The organism is uncultured Umboniibacter sp. (assembly GCF_947497555.1).
Lineage (GTDB): Bacteria > Pseudomonadota > Gammaproteobacteria > Pseudomonadales > DSM-25080 > Umboniibacter.
The window spans coordinates 56,129-78,747 of the sequence record NZ_CANMGY010000003.1 but is presented as its reverse complement, the minus strand read 5'-3'; the positions used below and the strand labels follow the sequence as shown (position 1 = coordinate 78,747).

At 49.2% G+C, this 22,619-nt stretch carries 22 protein-coding genes; 15 read left to right on the top strand and 7 right to left on the bottom strand.

Translation table 11 applies throughout. The features are described from left to right. Position 1 precedes the first annotated feature (1 nt). Genes Q0698_RS05155 through Q0698_RS05145 form a run of 3 tightly spaced genes read right to left on the bottom strand, consistent with a single transcriptional unit; the run spans position 2 to position 3,147 of the window. The gene (locus tag Q0698_RS05155) at positions 2 to 1,594 is read right to left on the bottom strand and encodes a carboxyl transferase domain-containing protein (protein WP_298634397.1); all 1,593 of its coding nucleotides are present in this window, start codon (positions 1,592 to 1,594) and stop codon (positions 2 to 4) included. Between the two features lie 3 nt (positions 1,595 to 1,597). After that, positions 1,598 to 2,773 carry an isovaleryl-CoA dehydrogenase gene (locus Q0698_RS05150; protein WP_298634395.1) on the bottom strand — a complete coding sequence of 392 codons (1,176 nt, stop codon included), beginning with the start codon at positions 2,771 to 2,773 and terminating at the stop codon, positions 1,598 to 1,600. Beyond that, the gene (locus tag Q0698_RS05145; RefSeq protein ID WP_298634393.1) at positions 2,773 to 3,147 is read right to left on the bottom strand and encodes a MerR family DNA-binding transcriptional regulator; all 375 of its coding nucleotides are present in this window, start codon (positions 3,145 to 3,147) and stop codon (positions 2,773 to 2,775) included. Before Q0698_RS05145 ends, Q0698_RS05150 begins: the two co-directional genes overlap by 1 nt. Before the next feature lie 148 nt (positions 3,148 to 3,295). On the opposite strand from Q0698_RS05145, the gene Q0698_RS05140 reads away from it, so the two are divergent. Next, positions 3,296 to 4,366 (top strand): CNNM domain-containing protein, encoded by a 1,071-nt coding sequence (locus tag Q0698_RS05140; RefSeq protein WP_298634390.1) that lies wholly within the window; start codon positions 3,296 to 3,298, stop codon positions 4,364 to 4,366. 86 nt (positions 4,367 to 4,452) lie between these two features. Here Q0698_RS05140 and Q0698_RS05135 read toward each other — a convergent pair whose 3' ends face one another. Further along, positions 4,453 to 6,612, bottom strand: coding sequence for a TonB-dependent receptor (locus Q0698_RS05135; RefSeq protein ID WP_298634388.1), 2,160 nt, complete (start codon positions 6,610 to 6,612; stop codon positions 4,453 to 4,455). Between the two features lie 188 nt (positions 6,613 to 6,800). Here Q0698_RS05135 and Q0698_RS05130 point away from each other — a divergent pair, with 188 nt between their 5' ends. The 3 genes from Q0698_RS05130 (at position 6,801) to Q0698_RS05120 (ending at position 9,187) form a co-directional block, all read left to right on the top strand. Further along, positions 6,801 to 7,280, top strand: a complete 480-nt coding sequence (locus Q0698_RS05130; RefSeq protein WP_298634386.1) for a thioredoxin family protein — start codon at positions 6,801 to 6,803, stop codon at positions 7,278 to 7,280. Positions 7,281 to 7,420: 140 nt separating this feature from the next. Then, on the top strand, positions 7,421 to 8,911 hold the full coding sequence (locus Q0698_RS05125; protein WP_298634384.1) for an aldehyde dehydrogenase: 1,491 nt from the start codon (positions 7,421 to 7,423) through the stop codon (positions 8,909 to 8,911). A 54-nt stretch (positions 8,912 to 8,965) separates the two neighbouring features. Beyond that, positions 8,966 to 9,187 carry a DUF3820 family protein gene (locus Q0698_RS05120; RefSeq protein WP_298634382.1) on the top strand — a complete coding sequence of 74 codons (222 nt, stop codon included), beginning with the start codon at positions 8,966 to 8,968 and terminating at the stop codon, positions 9,185 to 9,187. A gap of 165 nt (positions 9,188 to 9,352) precedes the next feature. On the opposite strand, the gene mmuM is transcribed toward Q0698_RS05120, so the two are convergent. Together mmuM and Q0698_RS05110 are read right to left on the bottom strand one after the other, a co-directional pair. After that, positions 9,353 to 10,285 (bottom strand): homocysteine S-methyltransferase, encoded by a 933-nt coding sequence (gene mmuM, locus Q0698_RS05115; RefSeq protein ID WP_298634380.1) that lies wholly within the window; start codon positions 10,283 to 10,285, stop codon positions 9,353 to 9,355. A gap of 1 nt (position 10,286) precedes the next feature. Then, entirely contained in the window at positions 10,287 to 10,697 is a 411-nt protein-coding gene (locus Q0698_RS05110; RefSeq protein ID WP_298634378.1) for an SMI1/KNR4 family protein, read from the bottom strand. Between the two features lie 128 nt (positions 10,698 to 10,825). On the opposite strand from Q0698_RS05110, the gene Q0698_RS05105 reads away from it, so the two are divergent. Further along, positions 10,826 to 11,305: a hypothetical protein gene (locus tag Q0698_RS05105; protein ID WP_298634376.1), complete on the top strand. Its 480-nt coding sequence runs from the start codon at positions 10,826 to 10,828 to the stop codon at positions 11,303 to 11,305. A gap of 73 nt (positions 11,306 to 11,378) precedes the next feature. Here the strand turns inward: Q0698_RS05105 and Q0698_RS05100 are convergent, their stop codons facing one another. Further along, positions 11,379 to 11,726: an Hpt domain-containing protein gene (locus Q0698_RS05100; protein ID WP_298634375.1), complete on the bottom strand. Its 348-nt coding sequence runs from the start codon at positions 11,724 to 11,726 to the stop codon at positions 11,379 to 11,381. 158 nt (positions 11,727 to 11,884) lie between these two features. On the opposite strand from Q0698_RS05100, the gene cysM reads away from it, so the two are divergent. The 10 genes from cysM to Q0698_RS05050 all read left to right on the top strand — a co-directional run bounded on the left by cysM (position 11,885) and on the right by Q0698_RS05050 (position 22,615). Next, a complete protein-coding gene (cysM, locus tag Q0698_RS05095) occupies positions 11,885 to 12,778 on the top strand; it encodes a cysteine synthase CysM (protein ID WP_298634784.1) in 894 nt (297 codons plus the stop codon). Further along, positions 12,771 to 14,030 (top strand): hypothetical protein, encoded by a 1,260-nt coding sequence (locus Q0698_RS05090; RefSeq protein ID WP_298634373.1) that lies wholly within the window; start codon positions 12,771 to 12,773, stop codon positions 14,028 to 14,030. Before cysM ends, Q0698_RS05090 begins: the two co-directional genes overlap by 8 nt. A 20-nt stretch (positions 14,031 to 14,050) precedes the next feature. Further along, positions 14,051 to 16,303: a bifunctional (p)ppGpp synthetase/guanosine-3',5'-bis(diphosphate) 3'-pyrophosphohydrolase gene (locus Q0698_RS05085; protein ID WP_298634372.1), complete on the top strand. Its 2,253-nt coding sequence runs from the start codon at positions 14,051 to 14,053 to the stop codon at positions 16,301 to 16,303. Further along, the gene (gene mazG / locus Q0698_RS05080; protein WP_298634370.1) at positions 16,296 to 17,096 is read left to right on the top strand and encodes a nucleoside triphosphate pyrophosphohydrolase; all 801 of its coding nucleotides are present in this window, start codon (positions 16,296 to 16,298) and stop codon (positions 17,094 to 17,096) included. The genes Q0698_RS05085 and mazG overlap by 8 nt, the downstream gene beginning before the upstream one ends. Positions 17,097 to 17,273: 177 nt before the next feature. Further along, the gene (gene adk / locus Q0698_RS05075; RefSeq protein WP_298634368.1) at positions 17,274 to 17,918 is read left to right on the top strand and encodes an adenylate kinase; all 645 of its coding nucleotides are present in this window, start codon (positions 17,274 to 17,276) and stop codon (positions 17,916 to 17,918) included. Between the two features lie 69 nt (positions 17,919 to 17,987). Continuing rightward, positions 17,988 to 18,695 carry a tRNA (adenosine(37)-N6)-threonylcarbamoyltransferase complex dimerization subunit type 1 TsaB gene (gene tsaB, locus Q0698_RS05070; RefSeq protein ID WP_298634366.1) on the top strand — a complete coding sequence of 236 codons (708 nt, stop codon included), beginning with the start codon at positions 17,988 to 17,990 and terminating at the stop codon, positions 18,693 to 18,695. Positions 18,696 to 18,707: 12 nt separating this feature from the next. Then, positions 18,708 to 19,499: an undecaprenyl-diphosphate phosphatase gene (locus tag Q0698_RS05065; RefSeq protein ID WP_298634364.1), complete on the top strand. Its 792-nt coding sequence runs from the start codon at positions 18,708 to 18,710 to the stop codon at positions 19,497 to 19,499. A gap of 10 nt (positions 19,500 to 19,509) precedes the next feature. After that, positions 19,510 to 20,391: an NAD(P)-dependent oxidoreductase gene (locus tag Q0698_RS05060; RefSeq protein ID WP_298634362.1), complete on the top strand. Its 882-nt coding sequence runs from the start codon at positions 19,510 to 19,512 to the stop codon at positions 20,389 to 20,391. A 12-nt stretch (positions 20,392 to 20,403) separates the two neighbouring features. After that, positions 20,404 to 21,288 carry an alpha/beta hydrolase gene (locus tag Q0698_RS05055; protein ID WP_298634360.1) on the top strand — a complete coding sequence of 295 codons (885 nt, stop codon included), beginning with the start codon at positions 20,404 to 20,406 and terminating at the stop codon, positions 21,286 to 21,288. Between the two features lie 19 nt (positions 21,289 to 21,307). Beyond that, a complete protein-coding gene (locus tag Q0698_RS05050) occupies positions 21,308 to 22,615 on the top strand; it encodes a M18 family aminopeptidase (protein ID WP_298634358.1) in 1,308 nt (435 codons plus the stop codon). Positions 22,616 to 22,619 lie beyond the last annotated feature (4 nt).

The following is a 22,619-nucleotide window of genomic DNA, read 5'->3' as shown; positions in this document are numbered from 1 at the left end:
ATTACATCCTAAATACGCCGAATTGGCTGTCGGAGATGGGTTGCTGGCAACTTAGTGCTAGCGTTGCGGCAATAACTCTACGGGTGTCTCTAGGATCAATAATGCCGTCGTCCCAGCCTCGTGCTGAGGCGAATAGTGGGTGACCCTGTCGCTCGTATTCATCGCGAATAGGCTGAGTGAACTTAGCGCGTTGTTCCGCCGTCCAAGATTCGCCCTTACTGGCCAATTGTTCCTCTTGAATTTGCGCCATGACGCCTGCGGCTTGATCGCCGCCCATCACCGATATGCGCGCGTTAGGCCACATGAATAGGAAGCGTGGATCATAGGCTCGGCCGCACATACCATAGTTACCGGCCCCATAGGAACCGCCCACAATGATGGTGATCTTCGGAACTTCGGCACAGGCCACTGCGCGAACTAATTTCGCACCATGCTTGGCGATACCTTGCTGTTCATGCTTCTTGCCAACCATAAAGCCGGTAATGTTCTGCAAAAATAGGAGTGGGATTTTGCGTTGGGCGCAGAGCTGCACAAAGTGAGCGCCTTTCTCGGCGGATTCGGAGAAGAGAATGCCGTTATTGGCGACCACCCCTACAGTGCGACCTTCGACGGTGGCAAATCCGCAGCAGAGAGTGGGGCCGTAGTTGGGCTTGAACTCATCGAATACCGAACCATCGCTAATTCGGATGATCAACTCTCTGATGTCAAAGGACTGACGTTTATCCGCAGGGATTAGTCCAAGAATTTCCTCTGAGTCATAGCGTGGCTCCTCAAACTCCGCAACGGTTTCAAGCTTAGGCACGTTGAAGCGATTGATAGATTGGCGTGCCAGAGAGAGCGCATGTTGATCGGAATCAGCCAACTGATCGGCAGTGCCCGAGATTGAAGTGTGCATGGCTCCGCCGCCAAGTTCTTCGGCACTCACATCTTCACCGGTTGCAGCCTTTACCAGTGGCGGACCCGCGAGAAAAATGGTGCCCTGCTCACGAACGATGATCGCTTCGTCCGCCATGGCCGGGACGTAGGCACCACCCGCGGTACAGCTCCCCATCACGACAGCTAATTGAGGAATACCCGCGGCACTCATCTTCGCTTGCATGTAAAAAGCTCGACCAAAATGGTCTCGATCAGGAAAAACCTCCGCCTGATGCGGTAGGTTTGCACCGCCCGAGTCCACTAAATAAACGCAGGGGAGATGATTCTCCATGGCTACTTGCTGAGCACGAAGCTGCTTCTTACAGGTCATAGGGAAGTAGGTGCCGCCCTTGATAGTGGCGTCGTTGGCAATCACCATACAGGCAATGCCCTTAACCAGGCCAATACCCGTTACGATACCGGCGCTGTGGATATCGCCTCCGTACATGTCATGGGCAGCGAACGTGCCTAACTCAAGAAATGGGCTGCCGGGATCTAATAGCGTATCGATTCGATCGCGAACGAACAGTTTACCGCGCGCCTCATGGCGAGCTCGGCTCTTTTCGCCACCCAGAATAATACGTTGGCGAACCGATTCAATCTCGTCGATGGCCGCTAGTAGTGCTTCTCGATTGTTAAGCGATACGACGGATAAGGGATCATAAGTTGATTTGAACATCAGTTAAGCCTCGCTTTGTGCGAATAGTTCTCGGCCAATTAGCATTCGACGGATTTCTGACGTGCCGGCACCAATTTCATAGAGCTTTGCATCGCGGAGTAACCTGCCGGTGTCGTAGTCGTTCATATAGCCGTTACCACCAAGGGTTTGGATAGTCTGTAATGCAACCTGTGTGGCCCGCTCGGCGGCGTAGAGAATGATAGCGGCAGAATCGGCGCGGGTAGTCTCGCCCCGGTCACAGGACCGAGCCACGGCATAGAGGTAGGCGCGCGTCGAATTGAGATCAACATACATATCGGCCAGTTTGCCCTGCATTAATTGGAACTCTCCAATCGCCTTGCCGAATTGCTTGCGTTCATGCAAATAGGGGATCGCAATGTCTAAGCACGCAAGCATTATGCCTACGGGGCCTGCAGCGAGTGTAGTGCGTTCATAATCTAAACCACTCATTAATACCGCGGCGCCGCTACCTTCGCCACCCAGAATATTTTCTGCGGGAACGAACGCGTCTTCGAAAATTAATTCACAGGTGTTCGAGCCGCGCATACCAAGCTTGTCGAGTTTAGGGGAACGACTAAACCCCGCCGTATCGCGCTCGATAATAAATGCAGTAATGCCCTTGCTACCGCCATTGGGATCGGTCTTAGCGTAGACCACGAAGATCTCAGCATCTGGGCCGTTGGTGATCCACATCTTGGAACCATTTAACTTGAAGCCTCCCGCTACTTTCTCGGCGCGTAGCTTCATCGCCACGACATCTGAGCCAGCACTCGTTTCGGACATCGCTAAGGCGCCAATGTGTTCACCGGTACATAGCTTTGGAAGGTATTTAGTCTTCTGTTCTGGGGTGCCGTTGCTGTGAATTTGGTTCACACAGAGGTTGGAGTGTGCGCCATAGCTCAAACCGATCGAGGCGCTGGCGCGAGAAATTTCTTCGATTGCTACACAGTGCGCCAGATAGCCCATACCGCTACCGCCATATTCTGGGTCTACGGTCATCCCTAGGAGGCCGAGATCACCCATTTGACGCCAAAGTTGCTTTGGATGGTCATTGTCTCGATCAATCTGCTGGGCAATAGGAGCGATCTCCTTCTGGGCGAACTGTTGGACCATCTCGCGCAGAGCATTGATATCTTCGCCAAGGTCAAAATTTAAACTAGGGTATTGGGCAATTGTCATTATTTTTCTTCCTGTTGTTGCTCAACGTGCTGTTGGAGCTGATCGAGTTCACGCAGCGAAAGATCGATATCTTCGCGCTGACTGAGCAGTTGTTGACGTCGGTTTTCAAGTTGTTGGATGAGTTGAGCTCGCTGACGGCGGTTGCCATCCTCGGGATTATACAAATTGATGATCTCGGCGCTCTGTTCAAGTGTCATACCCAGGCGTTTGCCACGGAGAATGAGCTTAAGGCGAACCCGATCTGCACTACTAAAGAGGCGTTTGGTACCTTCTCTTTGAGGGGTGATGAGCCCTTTTTCCTCATAGAAACGGATACTTCGCGTGGTGATGTCAAATTCCTGAGCCAGCTCTGAGATGGTGTAAAAACCGTTCATGTTAGCGCCCTGTTTCCTGATATTTACTTTACGTTAACGTAAACGTAACTCAAAGTGTAAGAGGTTACAAGTGTCACTAGGGGAATTTCGCTTCGTCTTTGACGCCAAATAGCGCTAATATTGGCATTGATATTGTTTGGAAAATTGTATGCTACTGCTTTTGTTATTTTTAATGCTCGCCCTTGTGGTGTCTTTTCTCTGCTCAATCGCTGAGGCGGTTCTGTTGAGTGTATCTACCGGCTATATTCGCGCGGGCAAAGAAGCTGGTCAGCCCTGGGCGAAACGGTGGGCGCAGTTGAAGGAAGATGTTGAGTCACCGCTTTCGGCAATTCTTTCATTGAATACCATCGCCCATACCATTGGCGCGGCGGGTGTTGGTGCTCAGGCTGGAATCGTATTTGGCAGCAGCGCACTGGTGTGGGTCTCTGCTGTACTGACGTTTCTCATTTTGGTGTTCTCGGAGATTATTCCAAAGACTATTGGTTCGTATTATTGGCGACAGCTTGCTCCGATAACCGGAACGTTTCTAGTGGGTTTAGTATTAGTCTGTCAGTACACGGGTATTATTTGGTTAACGGCTAAAATTACCCAGCTCATTTCTCCATCTAAGAAAGGCGAGAATTTCGATCGAGATGAATTCACGGCGCTCGCCTCAGTAGGGCAGGTCGAAGGGCACTTAGATGAAACGGAGATGAAGATCTTTAAGAACTTGATGGCACTGCGAGATACCCAAGTTAAGGATATTATGACTCCTCGTCCCGTCATGGTGATTGCCGATGAAAAAATGACGGTTGCCGAGTTCATGGCCAGTGGGGACTACGAAAGTTATAGCCGTATCCCGATCTACAAAAACGAGCCCGATAACATTATCGGTTTTGTCCTTCGAGCTGATATTTTGACTGCCTTTGCAGCGGGAAGAGAGGGCAAGCGTATAGGCCGCTTTATCCGTGATGTAGCTGCCGTTGTGCACAGCCAAAGCGTTTACCAAACACTCCAGACCATGGTGGATTTAAATGTCCATATTATGTTGGCGGTGGATGAATACGGAAGTGTGCGTGGTTTGGCGACGATGGAAGACGTGCTGGAGACCTTGATTGGTTTGGAGATTGTTGACGAACTAGATCGAACCGAAGATATGCAGCAGGCTGCTCACGAGCTTTGGAAAAAGCGAGCTAAGTTGAAGGGCATACAGTGGAATGATGAAGTGAAAGGTAAGTAAGCAGCTGACATTGAATGCCTTTTTGGTAGCTACAAAAAAGCCCGCACTATGAAATAGCGCGGGCTTTTTTTATCGTTCAACCAAGTTTATAGGTTGTAAGACGCCTCAACCCCAAAGATACGTGGCTCATTGACGAAGCCAGTTAGGTTGTTGAAGTCAATAGCACCTTGAACGTTCGTTTCATCGGTGATGTTACGTCCAAATAGCGCCACTTCCCAGGTGTCACCCGCACGGTATCCCGCGCGAAGACCGCCTTCAAATTGGCCGTCGGTCTGGAATTCCTTTGACTCATACAGGAACATGTTAGTCGCTCCCTGATATGCCCAGTCAGTGAACGCAAAAAGCTCATTCCCGCTAGCAAGTGGCAGGGTGTAGCTTAGAGTGAAGTTAAAGGTTGTTTCCGGCGCGTTCGGGAACGGGTTACCATCAATTGCTGCAAAGCCATTAACGATCGGATCTGTAACCGTACATAGGAATGAACCGAAGTTACCACAGGCACTTACGAGTAAGTCCTTGTCGTTGATTTCAGTGTCATTGTAGGCAAAGCCAGCTGTCGCAACGAGGTTATCAGTGATAAGAATAGTGGTGTCAATTTCAGCACCGACCACATTACCTTCGTCAGCATTGAGCAGGCGAATACTGTTTCCGTCGCCACCTACTGCTGTGAACTGCATATCTTCAACCGTATAAGTGAAGATAGCGGCGTTCAAACGAATCCGATCTGCAAGTTCAGCTTTGTAACCAATTTCGTAAGAAGTCACCGTCTCGGAATCTGCGATCGAGTAGGTTCCTGAGAATGCCATATCACGACCCTGAATTGATGGTCCGCGGAAACCGTTGGCAATACGTCCGTAGATCACCATGTCATCATTCAAGTCATAATTTACAGCCACATCACCTGAGAATTTCTTGTCGCTAGCCTCATCTTCAATGCCTGGGCCGAAGAAGCGTTTCTCGTCACTAGTATAACGGCCACCAACGGTTAGGCGAAGCACGTCGCTTAGATCAATTTCAACGTGACCGAATACCGCGCTTAGCGTGTTTTCGTGGCGTACTTCAGTGGGTGGGACGAAGAATGGGTTAGTCGTAACGTCAAAGCCTGAATCAAAGTAGTAAACACCGGCCTGCCAGCGAATCGTGTCGGAGGCATCACCCGCTACTCGGAACTCTTGAGTAAACTGACTCAAGTCGTCTAGTTCATCCGAAGTAGTTGAATCAAAAGGAATGAAGCCTGGGCCAGTTGGCGTGCCGCAGAATGCACAGCCGTAACCGCCATCGATATCACCTAAGCTGGAGCCTTCCGCATTTTCAATTGCGGTAATCGATGTGAATTCGATTGAATCAAGAGCATAGCTAACATTCAGACTAGCGCCGTTTGATTTATAGGACTGTGGGTTGTTGTACGGGCTATCGTAGTAAACTGTTTCACGATCAAAGCTATCGTTTAGCTCGTTGCTGCCCTTGTCGAAAATATTCGCGCGGAACATGGCCGCGGTGCCGTCTAGATCTCGCGAGTGAACGTTAGCGAGTACTTCTAAGCGGTCACTTGGAGTCCATAACAGCTGACCACGAACAGCAAGCTCGTCGAAGCCGCCCATGACATCATCGTCGCCCGTGTAGCCGTTCGAAATCCAATCATCACGATGCTGATTGAGTACCGATACACGGAACGCTAGGTTGTCAGTAATACCTGCACCAACCGCACCTTCAAAGTTATATGAACCCAACTGAGCAGCAGAGACCGTCGCGTAGCCATCAAGCTCTTGAGTTGGCTTGGCAGACTGGAATTTAACGATACCCGCCGTCGTGTTGCGACCGAATAAAGTACCCTGTGGGCCACGAAGCACTTCAACGTTTTCCACGTCGAAGATTGGGAAACTCTTGAGGATGACGTTTTCCATGACCACGTCATCCATGATGACTGATACCGGCTGAGACGCAGCAAGGTCAAAATCCGTATTACCTAAACCTCGAATATAAAAGCGCGGTGCGACACGGCCATTCGATGACTCAATGTATAAACCTGGTACCCGAGCTGATAGGGCGCGGACATCGCTACCGCCATCAAAAATTGATTGCATGAGTTCGGTATCGACACTAGTAACAGATAACGGAACTTCCATAGCACTCTGCTCACGCTTTTGAGCGGTAACAACGATTTCTTCCAAACCTTGAGCGTATGCTGTTGAGCTCAACGCCACACTGACTGCAAGACTTAGAATTGTGCGAGCTGACTGACCCGACATAGTAATCTCCTAATGATAAATGACAATGAAGTAGAACGAGAACCTTCGGCTAGTGTTAAGCTCTAGTGGCTTTTATATGTGTTTATACACGCCGTAATATGATTGTGATTACTAGATGGAATAGGTTCAATAGCTAGTTGGGTTAATATTCACAGTTCGACGAAAAGCTAAAAAGTGAAAGGAATAAAATGCGAATCAAATTACTTGTTTTACTGATATTTATGGGTGCGATATCGGGGTGTGTTGACTCAATGCAGGCTTCGTCATCGAAGTCTATGGTTATTGGCGCTATTACAGCCGAGCAATTATTGGCTGAATACGACCACTTTTCGCATCAATACAGGGAACTTGGGCAGATTGATCTGAGCTCGACAGAGGTAGAGACCCTGCGAAACATGAAGTTCATCGTCTTGTTTGGCAGTTGGTGCCATGATTCGGTGCGAGAAGTGCCTTACTTTATCCGCTTGATGGAAGCGGCTGACATAACTGATTATCAGTTAGTAGGTGTTGATTATAGTAAGCAAGATGATAAGGGTTTAGCCACATTCTATGAACTTAAATCCACCCCTACGTTCGTAGTCCTAGATGCTGAAGGTGTCGAAATTGGTCGCTTTGTCGAGTCGAGCCCGTACGAAATGGAAGACGTTTTTCTAAGTTTCAGTGACTGATAAATTGTTAATTACTCAACGGGTGTAAAATATTTTTAACATTTACTTTAAGAGCCAAAATGGCTCTGGTACACTCGAATCAACTTTTAGCAGCCGTGCATATATAACAACATAAATGCACCGATATTTTTGAGGTTCCTATGTATTCATATCAAGAGTGGCAGCAACGCGCTGCTGCAATCAAATTTGAAGGCCGTGCATTTATCAACGGTCAGTATGTTGATGCAAAATCCGGTGCTACGCGACCAACTTTTAATCCCGCAACCGGTGAGAAGCTGACGGACGTAGCTAGCTGTGGACTCGATGATGCGGATTTCGCCATAGCCTCGGCTCGCGAAGCGTTTGCGACGGGTATCTGGGCAGACTTGGCTCCTGCAGCGCGTAAAGAAGTAATGGTGAAGTGGGCGGCATTGATTGACGCGCATCGCGACACTATTGCCCTACTTGAATGTTTGGATGTGGGTAAGCCAATTTCTAACACCTACGAAGTGGATGTCCCAGCAGCCGTTCGCTGCATCCGCTGGTCAGGCGAAGCCATTGATAAGGTCTATGACGAAGTAGCGCCTACCGCACACAATGAATTGGCTTTAGTTGAACGTTTACCGCTAGGCGTGGTGGCAGCGATTGTTCCTTGGAACTTCCCGCTTTCTACTACCGCTTGGAAGTTGGCACCGGCACTGGCCACGGGTAACTCAGTGATCCTTAAGCCTGCATCGAATACGCCGCTTACGGCGCTTTATATAGCGGGCCTAGCTACTGAAGCGGGTTTGCCAAGTGGTGTGCTTCAGGTGCTACCTGGTTCGGGCGCAAGCTTGGGCAAGCACCTAGGTATGCACATGGATATTGATGGTTTGACTTTTACGGGATCCACCCCGGTTGGTCAAACGCTCATGGAATACTCGGGTCAGTCGAACCTTAAACGTACCTTCCTTGAACTCGGTGGCAAGTCACCGAATATTGTTTTTGCTGATGCAGATCTTGATGCAGCAGCGTCGAACGCGGCAACCGCCTTTTTGTACAACAGTGGTCAAACCTGTACCGCAGGAACTCGTTTGATTGTTCAGGAATCAATTGCTGATGAGTTTATTGAGAAGCTTTTAGCCGCAACCGAAGGCTGGAAGTGTGGCGATACCCTTGATCCTGCTACGACTATGGGGCCCATGGTTGATAAAGGTCAGTACGATACGGTTAAGTCCTACGTAGACATTGGTGATTCAGAAGGTTGTAAGCGTCTAATTGGTGGCGAGCGCGTGTTGGAAGAGACGGGCGGTTGGTTCATGCCGGCAACGATTTTTGATGGCGTGACGAATGACATGCGTATTGCGCAGGAAGAAATTTTCGGGCCGGTACTCAGCATCATTCGCTTTAAAGACGAAGACGATGCGGTTCGCATTGCCAACGACTCTGACTTCGGTCTAGCCGGTGCAGTCTGGAGCTTGAATATCAATACGGCGCTGCGTGTAGCGCGTAAAGTTCGTGTTGGGACCATGGGTGTGAATAACTACTTTGGTGGCGATATGACGGTACCATTTGGTGGCTTTAAGCTATCGGGCAACGGTCGTGATAAGTCAATTCACGCGTTTGATGATTACACCGAATTGAAGACAACTTGGATTGAGATTTCTGGTTAAGTTTTCGATAGGATGGAACGCCGCATTCAGCGGCGTTTTTTTTGCGAGTAAGAAATGTTTGATACCAGTGGTTTGATTAAGATTGCTAACACCCGAATGCCCTTCGGGAAGTATCAGGGGCGCGTCCTAATTGACTTGCCCGAAGCTTACCTACAGTGGTTTTCGCGCGAAGGCTTTCCGAATGGTGAGCTCGGGGAGTTATTGGCGCTATCGCTGTTAGTGAACACCGAAAATCTGAAGCACCTCGTAGAGCCCCTGAGAAGAACCCCACGCTAGTCTCAGAGGCACAATTAAACTCAAATCTAGATTCACCTCAAACGTAGAATTAAACTCAAATCCAGATTAACCTCAGGCGTAGAATTAACGTCAGATCGACTTTACCCTCAACCCGATACTAGCCCCAGATCTAACGTTAGTGTTGTATTGACACTGAAAAGTTACCTAGTCAGTTGTTCTCCAGAGATGTTCATTTAGCTCGGCAATCGCTTTTGCGTCAACTTCACAGCAGCCGCCTACTAAGCTGGTTCCGGATGCCGCAACAAGATTAATCGTGTCAGTTAAAGAACCACCTTCACCCGACCACTTCTTGGTGGTAGCGTCGTAAATTTGTCCTAGGTTGGGATAGATGATGAGTGGTTTTTCAGTTGCTGTCCGTAACCATACGGCCAGCTTTCCCGCGAGGTCTGGGGCACAGCAATTGACACCCACGGCAACAAGATTACCGAGCGTGTTGAGCTTTTCGATGATAGGTTGTAGCTCCGATCCATCGGCAAGCTGATGATCATTCTTGCAGCTCAAACTAATCCAAGCTGCTACGTCTGGCTTTGCTCGTAAAATATCTACGAGCACATCAATCTCTAGACAACTCGGAATGGTCTCAATAGCAAGTAGATCAGCGTTGGTTTCAAAAATGACATTAAGGCGATCTAGGTGAAATGTGAGTAGCGCTTCACGCTCGATATGGTAGGCACCGGTATATTCTTCGCCTCCCGCTAGATACGCGCCATAAGGTCCAATACTTGCTGCAATAAGCGCTTCAGATTTGCTGCGCATACGAGCCTCTTCGGCAAGTTCAACGCTTTGGCGTATGACGTCCTTAGCTTCTTCCTCAGTTAAGTCGGATGCAACGAGTCCCTGTAGCGAAGCTTGGTAGGATGCGGTGCTGATAATCTTGGCGCCAGCGTTCAAATAGGCCTGATGGGCCGCAATGACATACTCAGGGCGATTGATAATTGCCTTCGCCGTCCAGAGTGATGAATCTACTCGTGCTCCAGCATTCTGGAGTTCGATGGCTAGACCTCCGTCGACTAGGATGGTGGGTGTCTCAAATCGCGAGAGCTGCCAGGGGAGTGTTAATAATTTTAAGCTATTCATCTCAATAATCCGAATCGCGAATCCATACTTCTTCTACCCAGTGCCAAATGCTGGGCCAGGTCTTATCCGAAAGTTCGCCATCTTCATAGAGCGCGACCTCATCATCAAGTGTGACAACAAATAAGTCGCGGCCATATTGACACAGTGGAACACAATCTCGCGGGATGCCCTCCGACCAAACTCGTGCGGTGAGATCCGCTAAATACGTATGCGAGTGTTCATCAGCCACGGTTACAGGTTCGTAACGGCCGTGGGTGATGTGAGAGCATTCCTGTAAGAAGGTTTTCATGCTCCGAGAGAGAGGGAGTAGAATGGCCTCCTCAACTCGGACGATATCATCGAAATCAGGTTCGTCTAGGGGGTAAGCGATCTCGTCGGCAACGCTTAGAAGTTCATCAATTATTTCTTGCATAGTTTCGATCGTCTCGTTGAGGTCAGTTCGACCTTGTGCTTTTGCGAAAAGCATTACAGAATACTATTCATAATTACATATTAATAGTGCGTAACGATACGCAGTTTTGCCACAAATCCGAGGCACACATGAGTTTCACAATAAGAATATCTTTTCTAGCCAGCGTTATAGTACTTAGCGCCTGTTCTTCGGTGAGTTCATTTGATTGGAGCCCCTTAGCAATTTGGAGTGATACCGAGACAATTGCCGCCAAACCCGAAGAAGTAAGACTTTATTATATTAGTTCTGAGCCAATTGAAGGAGAGCTTGAGCTATCGGCGCGCCAGCAATCAACAGGTGTTACCCAGCGCCTGAGTATGGAAGTAGTAGAAGAGCAAACGATCGTTAATCACTCATGGAGTGGTGACTCACTGTGCTACGCCTACAAGATGCAGTTAAGCCAGGATGGTGCTACCAGATTTTTAGAGTTACAAGGTGGGGGAGTAGTTGTTCATGCCCCCCGAGCTAATGACGGAGTCGGTTGGTTGCGCGGGCAGGAGTCTGAATTAATTCGCGTTGATGCGACGAGCGACATTAGTCTTGAAGAGTGGTTGGCTCAGGGACAGTAACGCCTTTCTTGACGTGGTCATATCGATCGGAGGGTAGTGTTGGCATAGACGAGGTCAACTGGATTACCCTTTCCTAGGAAAAATTCTGCGCTACCCATTCCTTCGATTCCCCCAGCCATTGACTGAGTTGGCAACTAAGTTCTTTGAGCTCTTCAATTTTATGGACTGAAAATATCCCTCGTAGCCCTTCAGATTCAATTTCTTGACTCACCGCTACAAGCTGATCGATTCCACAGTACCGTCCAATGCCTAAGAATCGGTGAGCGGCGAAAAGTATCTCATCGGTATCCTTTGAATCCAGTGCTGAGGCTAGTTCAGGAAGGTCGTTTTGTATCTGAGAGAGAAGGCTAGTTGCAATATCAGCCTGTTGGCAGCAAATGTCTTTGAAGCGAGGGGTGTCTATGACTAAAGCACTTTCCATAATCTATTCCTTCTTTCTTTGGTTTAGCATATTCCGAAAGTTGGCAATGACGCAAGGGAGGAATAAACTGTGGCAATCTTGCAGCTAGGTCTTTGATGCAGAGTCATCTAAAATAGGGAACTAGCTAGATTCACATTTGCATAGCCTTTGCTCAAGGAATTTTTATGTCCTACCCCACCATCGAAGACTGCGTTGGCAATACGCCATTGGTCCGATTACAGAGGATGAATACCACCACGAACACGATTCTTCTTAAACTTGAAGGTAACAATCCTGCTGGCTCGGTGAAAGACCGGCCTGCACTCAACATGATCCAAGGGGCTGAACAAGATGGACATATTCGCCCGGGCGACCGACTCATTGAAGCAACGAGCGGCAATACCGGTATTGCGCTAGCGATGGCCGCTGCAATTAAGGGCTACAAGATGTGTTTGATCATGCCTGACAACGCCACGACTGAGCGCAAAGATGCAATGAGAGCATATGGAGCTGAGCTTATTTTGGTGTCGGCTGAAGAGGGAATGGAGGGCGCACGAGATTTAGCCGATTCCATGGCAGCGCGTGGTGAAGGTATTGTGCTCAATCAATTCGCCAATCTCTATAATCCTCGTGCTCACATTAACGGAACGGGTCCAGAAATTTGGCAGCAGACAAACGGCAAAATAACCCATTTTGTGTCTTCCATGGGAACCACCGGTACAATCATGGGCGTTTCTGAATACCTCAAAGGCAAGAACTCAGAGATAGAAATTGTAGGCTTACAGCCGGTAGACGGGGATCAGATCCCGGGTATCCGCCGATGGCCTAAAGCTTACCTACCGGCAATTTTCGATAGTAAGCGCGTAGACAGAGTGATGGATATTAGTCAGAGTGATGCCGAAGTCACCATGCGCCGACTTGCTCGAGAAGAGGGGGTTTTCGCCGGAGTCTCGTCTGGCGGCTCAGTTTTCGCTGCCCTTGAACTGGCGAAAAGCCTAGAAAATGCCACGATTGTCGCCATTATTTGCGATCGCGGTGATCGCTACCTCTCCTCTGGAGTCTTTAGTGAGTAATCGCTGGCGTTCGTCTATCAGTCGTGATCGAGAACCTAAGCCTATTGAGGCAGAAGTGTTAGCCTGGGGTGATCATGGCGACGGCGAACTGCATGTCGGCTCGAAGCGTTTGTTTGTGGCCGGAGCGATTCCTGATGAGTTAGTTTCAGTTCTAGCCTCTAAGCCGCCTAAATTAATAAAGGTGTTAACACCAAGTGATGACCGGCGCAAATCACCCTGTCGCTACGCGAGTGAATGCGGAGGGTGTCAACTTCAGCATGTGACGCCCCGTGGGCAGCTAAACTTCAAGGCTGATAGGCTGACGCGCTTTCTTCATGGTTTGGCTTTAGATAACTTGCCTGAGGTTGAGCTACTCAGCGCTGAGGACAGAGGCTATCGAAGGCGCGCGCGACTGTCGGTTAGCTATCGCGGTGGCAAGCTGCGGATGGGCTTCCGACAAGCTAAATCAAATCGAATCGTCGATATCGACAGCTGTTATAATCTAACGGATCCGCTCAATCAGGTGATTAAGGCGTTAAAGCCTCTGCTAGCTCAGCAACGAGCCGTCTCTCATATTGATCTTCTCCAATTGGATCACGCGGTTGGTCTGCACCTAAGGCTTACCGAGCCATTGCAGGAACAGCAGCTTGATGCGTTTCAATCCCTACCTGGGGTTGCCTTAAAGGTCTCCCGCGATGAGGCTTGGTTGGTTGATACGCCGTGGTTAGTCTCCAATAATGGCTCGTCAGTTGCCTATCAGCCGGGAGACTTCCTTCAGGCGAATACTAAGATCAACGCGCTGATGGTTGAACGAGTGCTTGAATGGATGGCGGTGGACGAGGGCGACTCCGTTGCAGATTTCTTTTCTGGCCTCGGGAACTTCAGCGTGCCAATGGCGGTCAAAGGGGCCGCCGTGGTTGGCTTTGAGGGCAGTGATGCAATGGTGAAGCGGGCTTCTGAGGCCGCAGAGCGCTCGACTGCGAGTCGTATTGTCTATCGAAGTGTTGATCTATTTGGCACCCAGTTAGTGCTAGAAAATTATAATAAAGTATTGCTAGACCCTCCTAGAGCCGGAGCTCAAAGTTTATGTGAGCAATTATCGAAGGCAGCAAAAGTTGAACGTGTTGTCTATGTATCCTGTGATACCAATTCATTGGCGCGAGATCTTAAGATACTGGTGGCGGGTGGCTTCAACATAGAAGGCTTGGCGTTGGCAGATATGTTTCCGAATACGATCCATTCTGAAACTATCGTGCTGTTAACGCGTGTTTAGAACAAGGATAAGTTAGTTATATGGTAAAAGTACGCGACGACCATCCGCTGTGCCCAGAAGGACGGGTTGACATAACTGCGTGGTCCCAAAAATTTCGTCATCGCTTTGACTTAACGACAGAGCAGCAGAATAAGCTCACCACGGCTATCGAGTTTGCGGATGTTATCGAGCAGCGAGCCATCGCCGAGAATAACGTTTGGGGCGGCGGCGAAGTGAGCACGCTTGAATTCGGTTTGGAGATGGTTGAGGTATTGGCCGAACTCCATTGTGATGTCGACACGTTGATTGCTGCGGCGATTTATCGCTGCGTTCGCGAAGAAAAAGTTGATTTAAATGAGGTGAGAAAATTATTTGGCGATGCTGTCGCTGATTTAATAGACGGAGTGTTGCGGATGGCCGTGATTGGGGCTCTCCGAAATGACTCATCAGGCGCGTTTGGTCAAGCCGAAGCCGATCAGATTGAATCGGTACGCAAAATGCTGGTGGCGATGATCGACGATGTCCGTGTAGGGCTCATCAAAATCGTAGAGCGAACCTGCGCAATACGAACCGTAAAATTCAATGATCCGGAAAAACAAATTCGTGTTGCGAGAGAAGTTCGCGATGTTTACGCGCCTTTAGCCCATCGATTAGGTATTGGTCACTTGAAATGGGAGTTGGAAGATCTCGCTTTCCGTTACCTTGAGTCTTCTACTTACAAAGAAATTGCTAAGCAGCTGGATGAAAAGCGGGTTGCTCGGCAGGAATACATCGCCATGATGATTGGCCGATTGAACAATGTTATCGGTGAAGCGGGTATTCACGGTATTGTTGAAGGTCGGGCGAAGCATATTTTTTCTATCTGGAAAAAAATGCAAAAGAAAGAAATTGCATTTTCCCAAGTGTATGACATTCGTGCCGTTCGTATTTTAGTGGATTCCACCCGAGACTGTTATTCGGTGCTCGGATTAGTTCATGCGCTTTGGCGCAATATCCCCCATGAATTCGATGATTATATTGCCTCCCCAAAGGATAACGGCTATCGCTCGTTGCATACCGCCGTAGTGGGGCCTGAAGGCAAAGTCATTGAGGTGCAAATTCGCACCAACGAAATGCACGAGGAGGCGGAGTTTGGCGTCTGTGCTCACTGGCGCTACAAGGGTGCAGACATGGAGAAGTCAGCCGATGCCTACGAGCAAAAGATGGACTGGTTACGTAATGTCCTGAGTTGGCATGAGGAAGAGGGAAGTCGGGCGGCTTTTGCTGAGCAAATTCGCGTGGGTATTATTCAAGATAGAGTCTATGTGTTTACCCCAGAGGGCCATGTGGTGGATCTTCCGCTCGGGGGCACTGCATTAGACTTTGCCTATCAGGTTCATACCGAAGTTGGGCATCGCTGTAGAGGCGCCAAAGTCAATGGGCGAGTCGTTCCCCTTAATCAAAATCTGCGCAACGGCGATCAGGTAGAAATTATTACTAGCCGCCGTGAAGCACCAAGCCGCTCATGGTTAGATGACTCCTTAGGCTATATTGTCACCTCCAAAGCCAGAACGAATATCAGCCATTGGTTTCGTCAACAAGCGCGAGATCAGAATGTTGCCGACGGGGGTATGCTATTAGATCGCGAGTTCAAGCGTCTAGGATTGATGAGCATTGACTTCCAAGCGCTCTACGAACGCTTAGGCTTCGCTAGTTTGGATGATCTCTATGCCTCGGTTGGCGCCAGTGACCTCGGAGTTATGGATGTCATCAGCGCGGCGCTTGAACTTGAAAATGGCCCAGGAAGTCATGGTCTGCTTCCTGTCCAATCTATTCAACAACACGAGTCTGGCCCCGTTATCAATGGGGTGGGTAACCTCGCAATGGAATATGCAAGTTGTTGTGCTCCGAGTTCTGAATCTGAGATCACCGGATTCGTTGACAATCGACGCGTGGTAATTGTTCATCGCAGTGACTGCCCTAATGTTTTGCAGTTAATGCAAGACGAACCAGAGCGAATTATTAAGCTCACATGGGGCCAGCAAAATGAAGATCGTTACGCCGCCCAATTAAAGATTGAGGCGTGGGATAGAACGGGATTATTACGGGATGTCACCACGGTTCTGGATCTAGAAAGCGTGAACGTCACCGCGATTAGCACCAAATCTGATCGTGACACCAGTACGGTAGATATGAGCATTGAGTGCGAAGTTGATAGTATCCACTCGCTCGCGCAGTTAATTAGCGTGTTAAATCAGTTACCCAACGTGATCAGCGCGCAGCGCATTGGTTCGAAGAAGTCAGCCAATGCATAGCCTGTCCGATTTGATCTATTTAATGGCGCGCCTTCGTGAACCGAAAACGGGCTGTCCCTGGGATATTAAGCAGGATTATGCGTCGGTTGTACCCCACACCATTGAGGAAACCTTTGAGGTAGTCGATGCCATTGATCGTGGTGATATGGAAAACCTGCGTGAGGAACTTGGCGATCTTCTCTTTCAAGTGATCTTTTACAGTCGCTTGGCGGAAGAGGACCAGCGCTTTAGTTTTGCAGAAGTGGTTGATGGGATTGTGGCTAAGCTTCTTCGTCGTCATCCACATGTCTTTCCCGATGGAACGCTTCAAAGTTCGCGCGATCCTAGCCATGTGCTCAGCGACGAAGAAATCCGTGCTAACTGGAATAAAATTAAGCGCGCGGAGAAACCTCGCGCAACGGTACGCTATCTGGATTCAGTGAGTCGCTCTCAGCCTCCTACAGATAGAGCCTATGCCCTACAAAAGAAAGCGGCGAAGGTCGGATTTGATTGGCCTAATAGTATTGAGGTGATGGCGAAGGTTCACGAGGAGTTGGCGGAGGTGGAAGAAGCTGTCGCATTAGCGAACCCGGGCGCCATCGAGGATGAAATTGGCGATGTCTTATTTAGCGTTATCAATTTAGCGAGATCGGTGGGCACGGACCCGAATACCGCATTGCGCAGAAGCAATGAGAAGTTTTACCAGCGTTTTAGTTATATCGAAGAAAATCTTAAAATACAGGGTATTTCCATGGCTGATGCTAGCCTCGATCAGATGGAATCACTGTGGCAAGCCGCTAAGGCCAAAGTCTAGAATTCATCGGCGAAATGACCGTCATTTGCCACTGGGAAGTTTGCGATAATTACTTTAAAATGTCGGCAAATTTCACAGAGCTATGGTCGTGAATACTCACTTCGCGTAGGCTATTTGTTTATAAGTGAATCAAATTGTTATTCATGTCGCGGCAATTAGCGATTAGAGGAAAATTAAATGCGAGTAATTCTGTTAGGCGCGCCGGGCGCAGGAAAGGGCACTCAAGCTCGATTCATTACCGAGAGCAAAGACATCCCGCAGATCTCAACGGGTGATATGCTTCGTGCAGCAGTAAAGGCAGAGTCTCCACTTGGACTACAAGTTAAAGCTGTCATGGCGTCCGGTGGTTTAGTTTCGGATGAAATAATCATTGGTCTAGTCAAAGAGCGTATTGCTCAGCCGGATTGTGCCAACGGTTTTCTGTTCGATGGCTTCCCACGTACTATCGTGCAGGCAGAAGCATTAATTCAGAACAACGTAGAAATTGATTTGGTATTAGAGATTGACGTTGCGGATGAAGAAATCATCAAGCGCATGAGTGGTCGTCGTATGCATCCGGCATCAGGTCGCACCTATCACATCCATTACAATCCACCAAAGCAGGAAGGGATTGATGATGAAACCGGCGAAGCGCTTATTCAGCGTGACGACGATAAAGAAGAGACGGTTCGCAATCGCCTTGATGTATTCCATGATCAGACTCAACCACTAATCGAATTCTATAAGAAGCAGGCTGACGCAGGTCAGTGTCGTTTTGCTAAAGTGAACGGTATCGGTTCCGTTGAGTCGATTACGGCCCAGGTTCTTGAAGCAATCGCGTAATTCTGTGTTGTGTTAACCCTGACAGGCTCCTTTAATGGGGCCTGTTTTGTTTATTACTAGGGAAAAGCTATGTCTAAAGCCCCCACTATTTTGGCCCTCGATACCTCTACTGACGCCTGCTCGGTAGCGCTGCTCAGTGCGGAGGGTTGTGTTCAGCGTTTCGAGCAGGCCGCTAGGCAACATACAAAGCGCCTCCTACCCATGGTAGATGATGTACTTGCCGAGGCTCAGCTAACGCTCAACGATGTTGACTGTATTGCCTATGGAGCGGGTCCAGGCAGCTTTACGGGGCTTCGAATTTGCCTAGGGGTTGTACAAGGCTTGGCTTTTTCGGTGAATAAACCGGTAGTCGGGGTCTCGACGCTGGGTGCGATGGCACTTCAGGCAGCTGAAGAGTACGAGGTATCCCGCTGTCACGTTATTCAGGATGCACGTATGTCTGAATGTTATGAGGGTATTTGGGAGCGAGTGGGTGATACAGTGATCCCAGTACTATCAGATAGACTGATTTCCCCAGATCAAATTGAAGTGTTTACTGCCGATGAAGTGATCATCGGCACAGGCTTTGAAATGATTAATGACGCTCAGCGGCGTTCGGCCGGCACAAAATTTAAAGGTCAGATAGATCCACAAGCGGCGTTTATTGCGCGCTTGGCGGTGGAAGCCTTTGTTCGCGGCGACGCCGATTTGGCTGATGATGTGGAACCCGTATATCTGCGCAACGAAGTAAGTTGGAAAAAGCGCGTGAAACTGGTTGATCAATTTAAATCGTCGTAACTTGGAGTTGAGATGGATTTATTCCATGCTTTTTTGTTGGCAGTGATTCAAGGGCTAACTGAGTTTTTACCAATTAGTAGTTCGGCCCACCTGATTCTCCCAACGGCCATCTTCGGTTGGCCCGATCAAGGTCTGGCCTTCGATGTAGCGGTTCATGTTGGAACGTTAATGGCGGTTATGATTCACTTTCGCGTTGAAGTAGTCCGCTTTACTAGGGCATGGTTTGGTTGGTTTTCGGGAGTCCGCAGCCCTGACTCAACTTTCGCCTGGATGATACTTTTCGCTACGATCCCCGCTGTGATTGTTGGGCGACTACTCAATGATTTTGTCGAACTGTATCTCCGCTCTGGGTGGATAATCGCCGGGACCACAATTTTATTTGGTGCGTTGCTCTGGTATGCCGACGTTATCGGCAGGCGTATCCGAACTCGTGATGAGCTAACGCCTCGCCATATGTTCTGGATTGCAGTTGCACAAGCGCTCGCGTTGGTTCCAGGAGTTTCTCGCTCAGGAATTACCATGACGACGGCGCTGTTCTTGGGCTATTCAAGAAGAGCGGCGGCGAGCATTTCGTTTCTGCTATCGATTCCGCTTATTGCGGCGGCCGGCTCATACAAAGCTTCTGAGTTATTGGCGGCACCGAGCATCGATTGGATTCCAGTGCTGTTTGGTCTAGTAATCTCATTTATCAGTGCCTTCGTATGTATTAAGCTATTTATGCGCTGGTTGGATCAGTTGGGAATGTTGCCATTCGTTATCTATCGCTTCGCACTTGGCGCGTTACTCATCGTTGTTTTGATATAGGGCTCAGGATATGAACGTTGCATTTTTAGGCTTAGGCGTCATGGGTTTCCCAATGGCGGGATACTTGGCGAAAGCTGGTCATAACGTGGTGGTTTACAATCGCAGCACGGCAAAGGCCGAACGTTGGGTGGCTACCTACCCCGGCGCTGCCGAGGCGACGCCGGCCAAAGCCGCGGTTAATGCAGATGTCGTATTCGCCTGTGTCGGTAACGATAACGATATTCGCTCCGTGTGTTTAGGAGATGACGGTGCCTTTTCGAGCATGAAAGCGGGCAGTGTTTTTGTTGATCATACTACCGCCTCTGCTGACGTGGCCAGAGAGCTTGCGGAAGCGGCGAAAAAGTTAAGCCTAGCGTTTATTGATGCGCCCGTATCCGGTGGTCAGGCTGGCGCAGAAAACGGTAAGCTAACCGTAATGTGCGGCGGTGATCAGGCAGTGTTTGATCGCGTAGCGCCGCTGATGAATCACTTCGCTCAATCGGTGAAGCTGATGGGGCCAGTGGGATCAGGTCAGCTCACTAAGATGGTTAATCAAATTTGTATTGCCGGCATCGTCCAAGGTCTATCAGAGGGGCTACATTTTGCCCAAAAAGCAGGCCTTGATGCAGCGGCAGTGATTGAGGTGATCTCAAAGGGTGCAGCCCAATCTTGGCAGATGGAAAATCGCTATCAAACTATGCTGGCTGGCGAGTACGAACACGGTTTTGCCGTAGACTGGATGCGCAAGGATCTTGCGATTGTCTTAGCTGAAGCGGATCAACAGGGTGCGAGTGTGCCGATGACTGCCCTAGTCGATCAGTTCTATGGTGATGTTCAGCGTGCAGGGGGAGGCCGTTGGGATACCTCTAGCCTGTTAGCTCGTTTGCAACACATCGATAACATCGAATATTAACAGGTTGTATTGATGTCTTTAGCGTTGAATCACAAGCACTATCGAACCACTAACGGTTTGAACCTGGCGTATTACGAGTCACCGAATATTGGTCAGCGTCCGGTGCTGGTGTTTCTCCATGGCAACGGTTTCGCTCCGCGAACTTACCAGAAGCTACTTACTCAGTTATCAGAGCGATTTGATTTATTTTTGCCTGAAATTCAGGGGCACGGTAATAACCCGGCTACCGGAAAATTTGAGGGCTGGAATGAATGGGCCGAGGCCATCGCTGACTTAGTTCAGGAAAAACGTGCAAATTGGAAAACGTGCCTAGGAGCTGGGCATAGTTTTGGCGGTGTTCTCACGACGCTTATTGCAGCTAAACACCAACACTTATTTGATCAGCTATTACTCCTCGATCCCATTTATCTGCCACGCAGAACAGTTTGGTTCACTCGCTTCGTCTGTGCAGTCGGGCTAGGAAATTTTCATCCCATGATTGCGATGACACGCCGCCGGAGAGCCCATTTCCCGTCAAAGGAGGCGGTCTGCCAGCAGCTTGAGGGTAAAGGTGTCTTTGCTAATTGGGATCCCGAGGCCCTGCGAGACTTTGCCGATGCCAATTTCAGTGAAGCGGAAAACGGAGTTCGTCTCACTACCTCACCGGCGTTAGAGGCGCAGATTTTTGGCAGTTACGCGCGTGGGCTTCGACCTGCAGTGAGAAAGATTACAGTACCCGTGGATGTGCTCTACGGAGATCAAACTTACCCCTTCCAGCAGCGAGCAATACTTGAAGTTGCTCAGCTTAACGCTAAGATGGAACTATATCGCGAATCTGGGGGGCATTGTTTTATGCAGGAAACGCCCGAACGAATCGCACAAAAAATGCTTTCTCTCTACGATAATAACAAGGGCTAGATTGAGCCAAGAGGATGTGATGATCGACACTTTCAACCGTGGTCTACTTAATTTTTTAGCCGCTTCACCAACGCCGTTTCATGCTGTTGAGAATATGGCTAATGCCCTCAGCGATGCCGGTTTTACCCGTCTTCACGAAGGCGATGAATGGAATCTTGTTCGTGGTGGTCGCTATTATATAACTCGTAATGATGCCTCAATTATCGCCTTCGTAAAGGGGCTGTCAGATGAGGTTGAAACGGGCATCCGTATGGTGGGAGCACACACAGACTCGCCGAACCTCAAGGTGAAACCGCAGCCGGACATTTACTCAAAGGGCTATTGGCAGCTAGGTGTAGAAGTTTATGGTGGCGTACTTCGCGCTCCTTGGATGGATAGGGATCTTAGTCTTGCTGGGCGCGTAACCATTCGTGATGTTCATGGAAAGTTGAAAAATGTGCTCGTGAACTTCGAGGACCCCATTGCGATAATCCCAAATTTGGCCATTCACCTTGATCGCGAGGCGAATAACAAAGGTGCTCCTAATCCTCAGGAGGAAATGGCTCCAGTTCTGGGCCAGTGTGATGATGACCATAAGCCAACGCTCAATGCTCTCCTGCTGAACTACATTGAAGCCAATTACTCAGACCTCCAAATAGATAGTATTCTCGATCACGAGCTAAGCTTCTACGATGTCCAACGCGCTGGCCTGGTGGGGATTAATAAAGACTTTATCGCCAGTGCTCGCCTGGATAATTTGCTGTCTTGCTATATTGGCTTGGAAGCTATGATCGCGTCGGGTACTGACGTCTCGACAGTGTTAATTGCTACCGATCATGAGGAAGTTGGCTCAATGTCTGCCACGGGCGCTCAGGGTCCAATGCTAGAGAGCTTATTGCGTCGCTGGTTGGGTGATGATGAGTCGGTGGCCCGCGTGCTAGACAGATCAATGATGATCTCGGTGGACAATGCCCATGGGATCCACCCCAACTATGTTAATAAGCATGACAACAACCATGGTCCTCTGTTAAATCAAGGTCCGGTCATTAAGATCAACGCGAATCAGCGTTATGCAACCACAAGTGAGACATCGGCTCAATTTAGGATGCTCTGCGCTGACGCGGGTGTAGCCTGTCAGGCCTTTGTTACCCGCGCCGATATGGGCTGCGGCTCAACCATTGGCCCCATCACAGCAGCCGAACTAGGCGTTAAGACCATAGACGTCGGCGTCCCGACTTTTGCGATGCACTCGATCCGAGAGCTTGCAGGTAGTATGGACTCCTTCAACCTCGTTGCGGTACTAAAAGCCTTTTATATGATGAAGAACGCACCCGGCGCCGCCCGCTGATTCG

What these genes read in the sequence shown, in the direction of transcription:
- Q0698_RS05155 (WP_298634397.1), bottom strand. Translation starts at nt 1,594, where the DNA reads ATGTTCAAATCAACTTATGATCCCTTATCCGTCGTATCGCTTAACAAT.
- Q0698_RS05150 (WP_298634395.1), bottom strand. Translation starts at nt 2,773, where the DNA reads ATGACAATTGCCCAATACCCTAGTTTAAATTTTGACCTTGGCGAAGAT.
- Q0698_RS05145 (WP_298634393.1), bottom strand. Translation starts at nt 3,147, where the DNA reads ATGAACGGTTTTTACACCATCTCAGAGCTGGCTCAGGAATTTGACATC.
- Q0698_RS05140 (WP_298634390.1), top strand. Translation starts at nt 3,296, where the DNA reads ATGCTACTGCTTTTGTTATTTTTAATGCTCGCCCTTGTGGTGTCTTTT.
- Q0698_RS05135 (WP_298634388.1), bottom strand. Translation starts at nt 6,612, where the DNA reads ATGTCGGGTCAGTCAGCTCGCACAATTCTAAGTCTTGCAGTCAGTGTG.
- Q0698_RS05130 (WP_298634386.1), top strand. Translation starts at nt 6,801, where the DNA reads ATGCGAATCAAATTACTTGTTTTACTGATATTTATGGGTGCGATATCG.
- Q0698_RS05125 (WP_298634384.1), top strand. Translation starts at nt 7,421, where the DNA reads ATGTATTCATATCAAGAGTGGCAGCAACGCGCTGCTGCAATCAAATTT.
- Q0698_RS05120 (WP_298634382.1), top strand. Translation starts at nt 8,966, where the DNA reads ATGTTTGATACCAGTGGTTTGATTAAGATTGCTAACACCCGAATGCCC.
- mmuM (WP_298634380.1), bottom strand. Translation starts at nt 10,285, where the DNA reads ATGAATAGCTTAAAATTATTAACACTCCCCTGGCAGCTCTCGCGATTT.
- Q0698_RS05110 (WP_298634378.1), bottom strand. Translation starts at nt 10,697, where the DNA reads ATGCAAGAAATAATTGATGAACTTCTAAGCGTTGCCGACGAGATCGCT.
- Q0698_RS05105 (WP_298634376.1), top strand. Translation starts at nt 10,826, where the DNA reads ATGAGTTTCACAATAAGAATATCTTTTCTAGCCAGCGTTATAGTACTT.
- Q0698_RS05100 (WP_298634375.1), bottom strand. Translation starts at nt 11,726, where the DNA reads ATGGAAAGTGCTTTAGTCATAGACACCCCTCGCTTCAAAGACATTTGC.
- Q0698_RS05085 (WP_298634372.1), top strand. Translation starts at nt 14,051, where the DNA reads ATGGTAAAAGTACGCGACGACCATCCGCTGTGCCCAGAAGGACGGGTT.
- mazG (WP_298634370.1), top strand. Translation starts at nt 16,296, where the DNA reads ATGCATAGCCTGTCCGATTTGATCTATTTAATGGCGCGCCTTCGTGAA.
- adk (WP_298634368.1), top strand. Translation starts at nt 17,274, where the DNA reads ATGCGAGTAATTCTGTTAGGCGCGCCGGGCGCAGGAAAGGGCACTCAA.
- tsaB (WP_298634366.1), top strand. Translation starts at nt 17,988, where the DNA reads ATGTCTAAAGCCCCCACTATTTTGGCCCTCGATACCTCTACTGACGCC.
- Q0698_RS05065 (WP_298634364.1), top strand. Translation starts at nt 18,708, where the DNA reads ATGGATTTATTCCATGCTTTTTTGTTGGCAGTGATTCAAGGGCTAACT.
- Q0698_RS05060 (WP_298634362.1), top strand. Translation starts at nt 19,510, where the DNA reads ATGAACGTTGCATTTTTAGGCTTAGGCGTCATGGGTTTCCCAATGGCG.
- Q0698_RS05055 (WP_298634360.1), top strand. Translation starts at nt 20,404, where the DNA reads ATGTCTTTAGCGTTGAATCACAAGCACTATCGAACCACTAACGGTTTG.
- Q0698_RS05050 (WP_298634358.1), top strand. Translation starts at nt 21,308, where the DNA reads ATGATCGACACTTTCAACCGTGGTCTACTTAATTTTTTAGCCGCTTCA.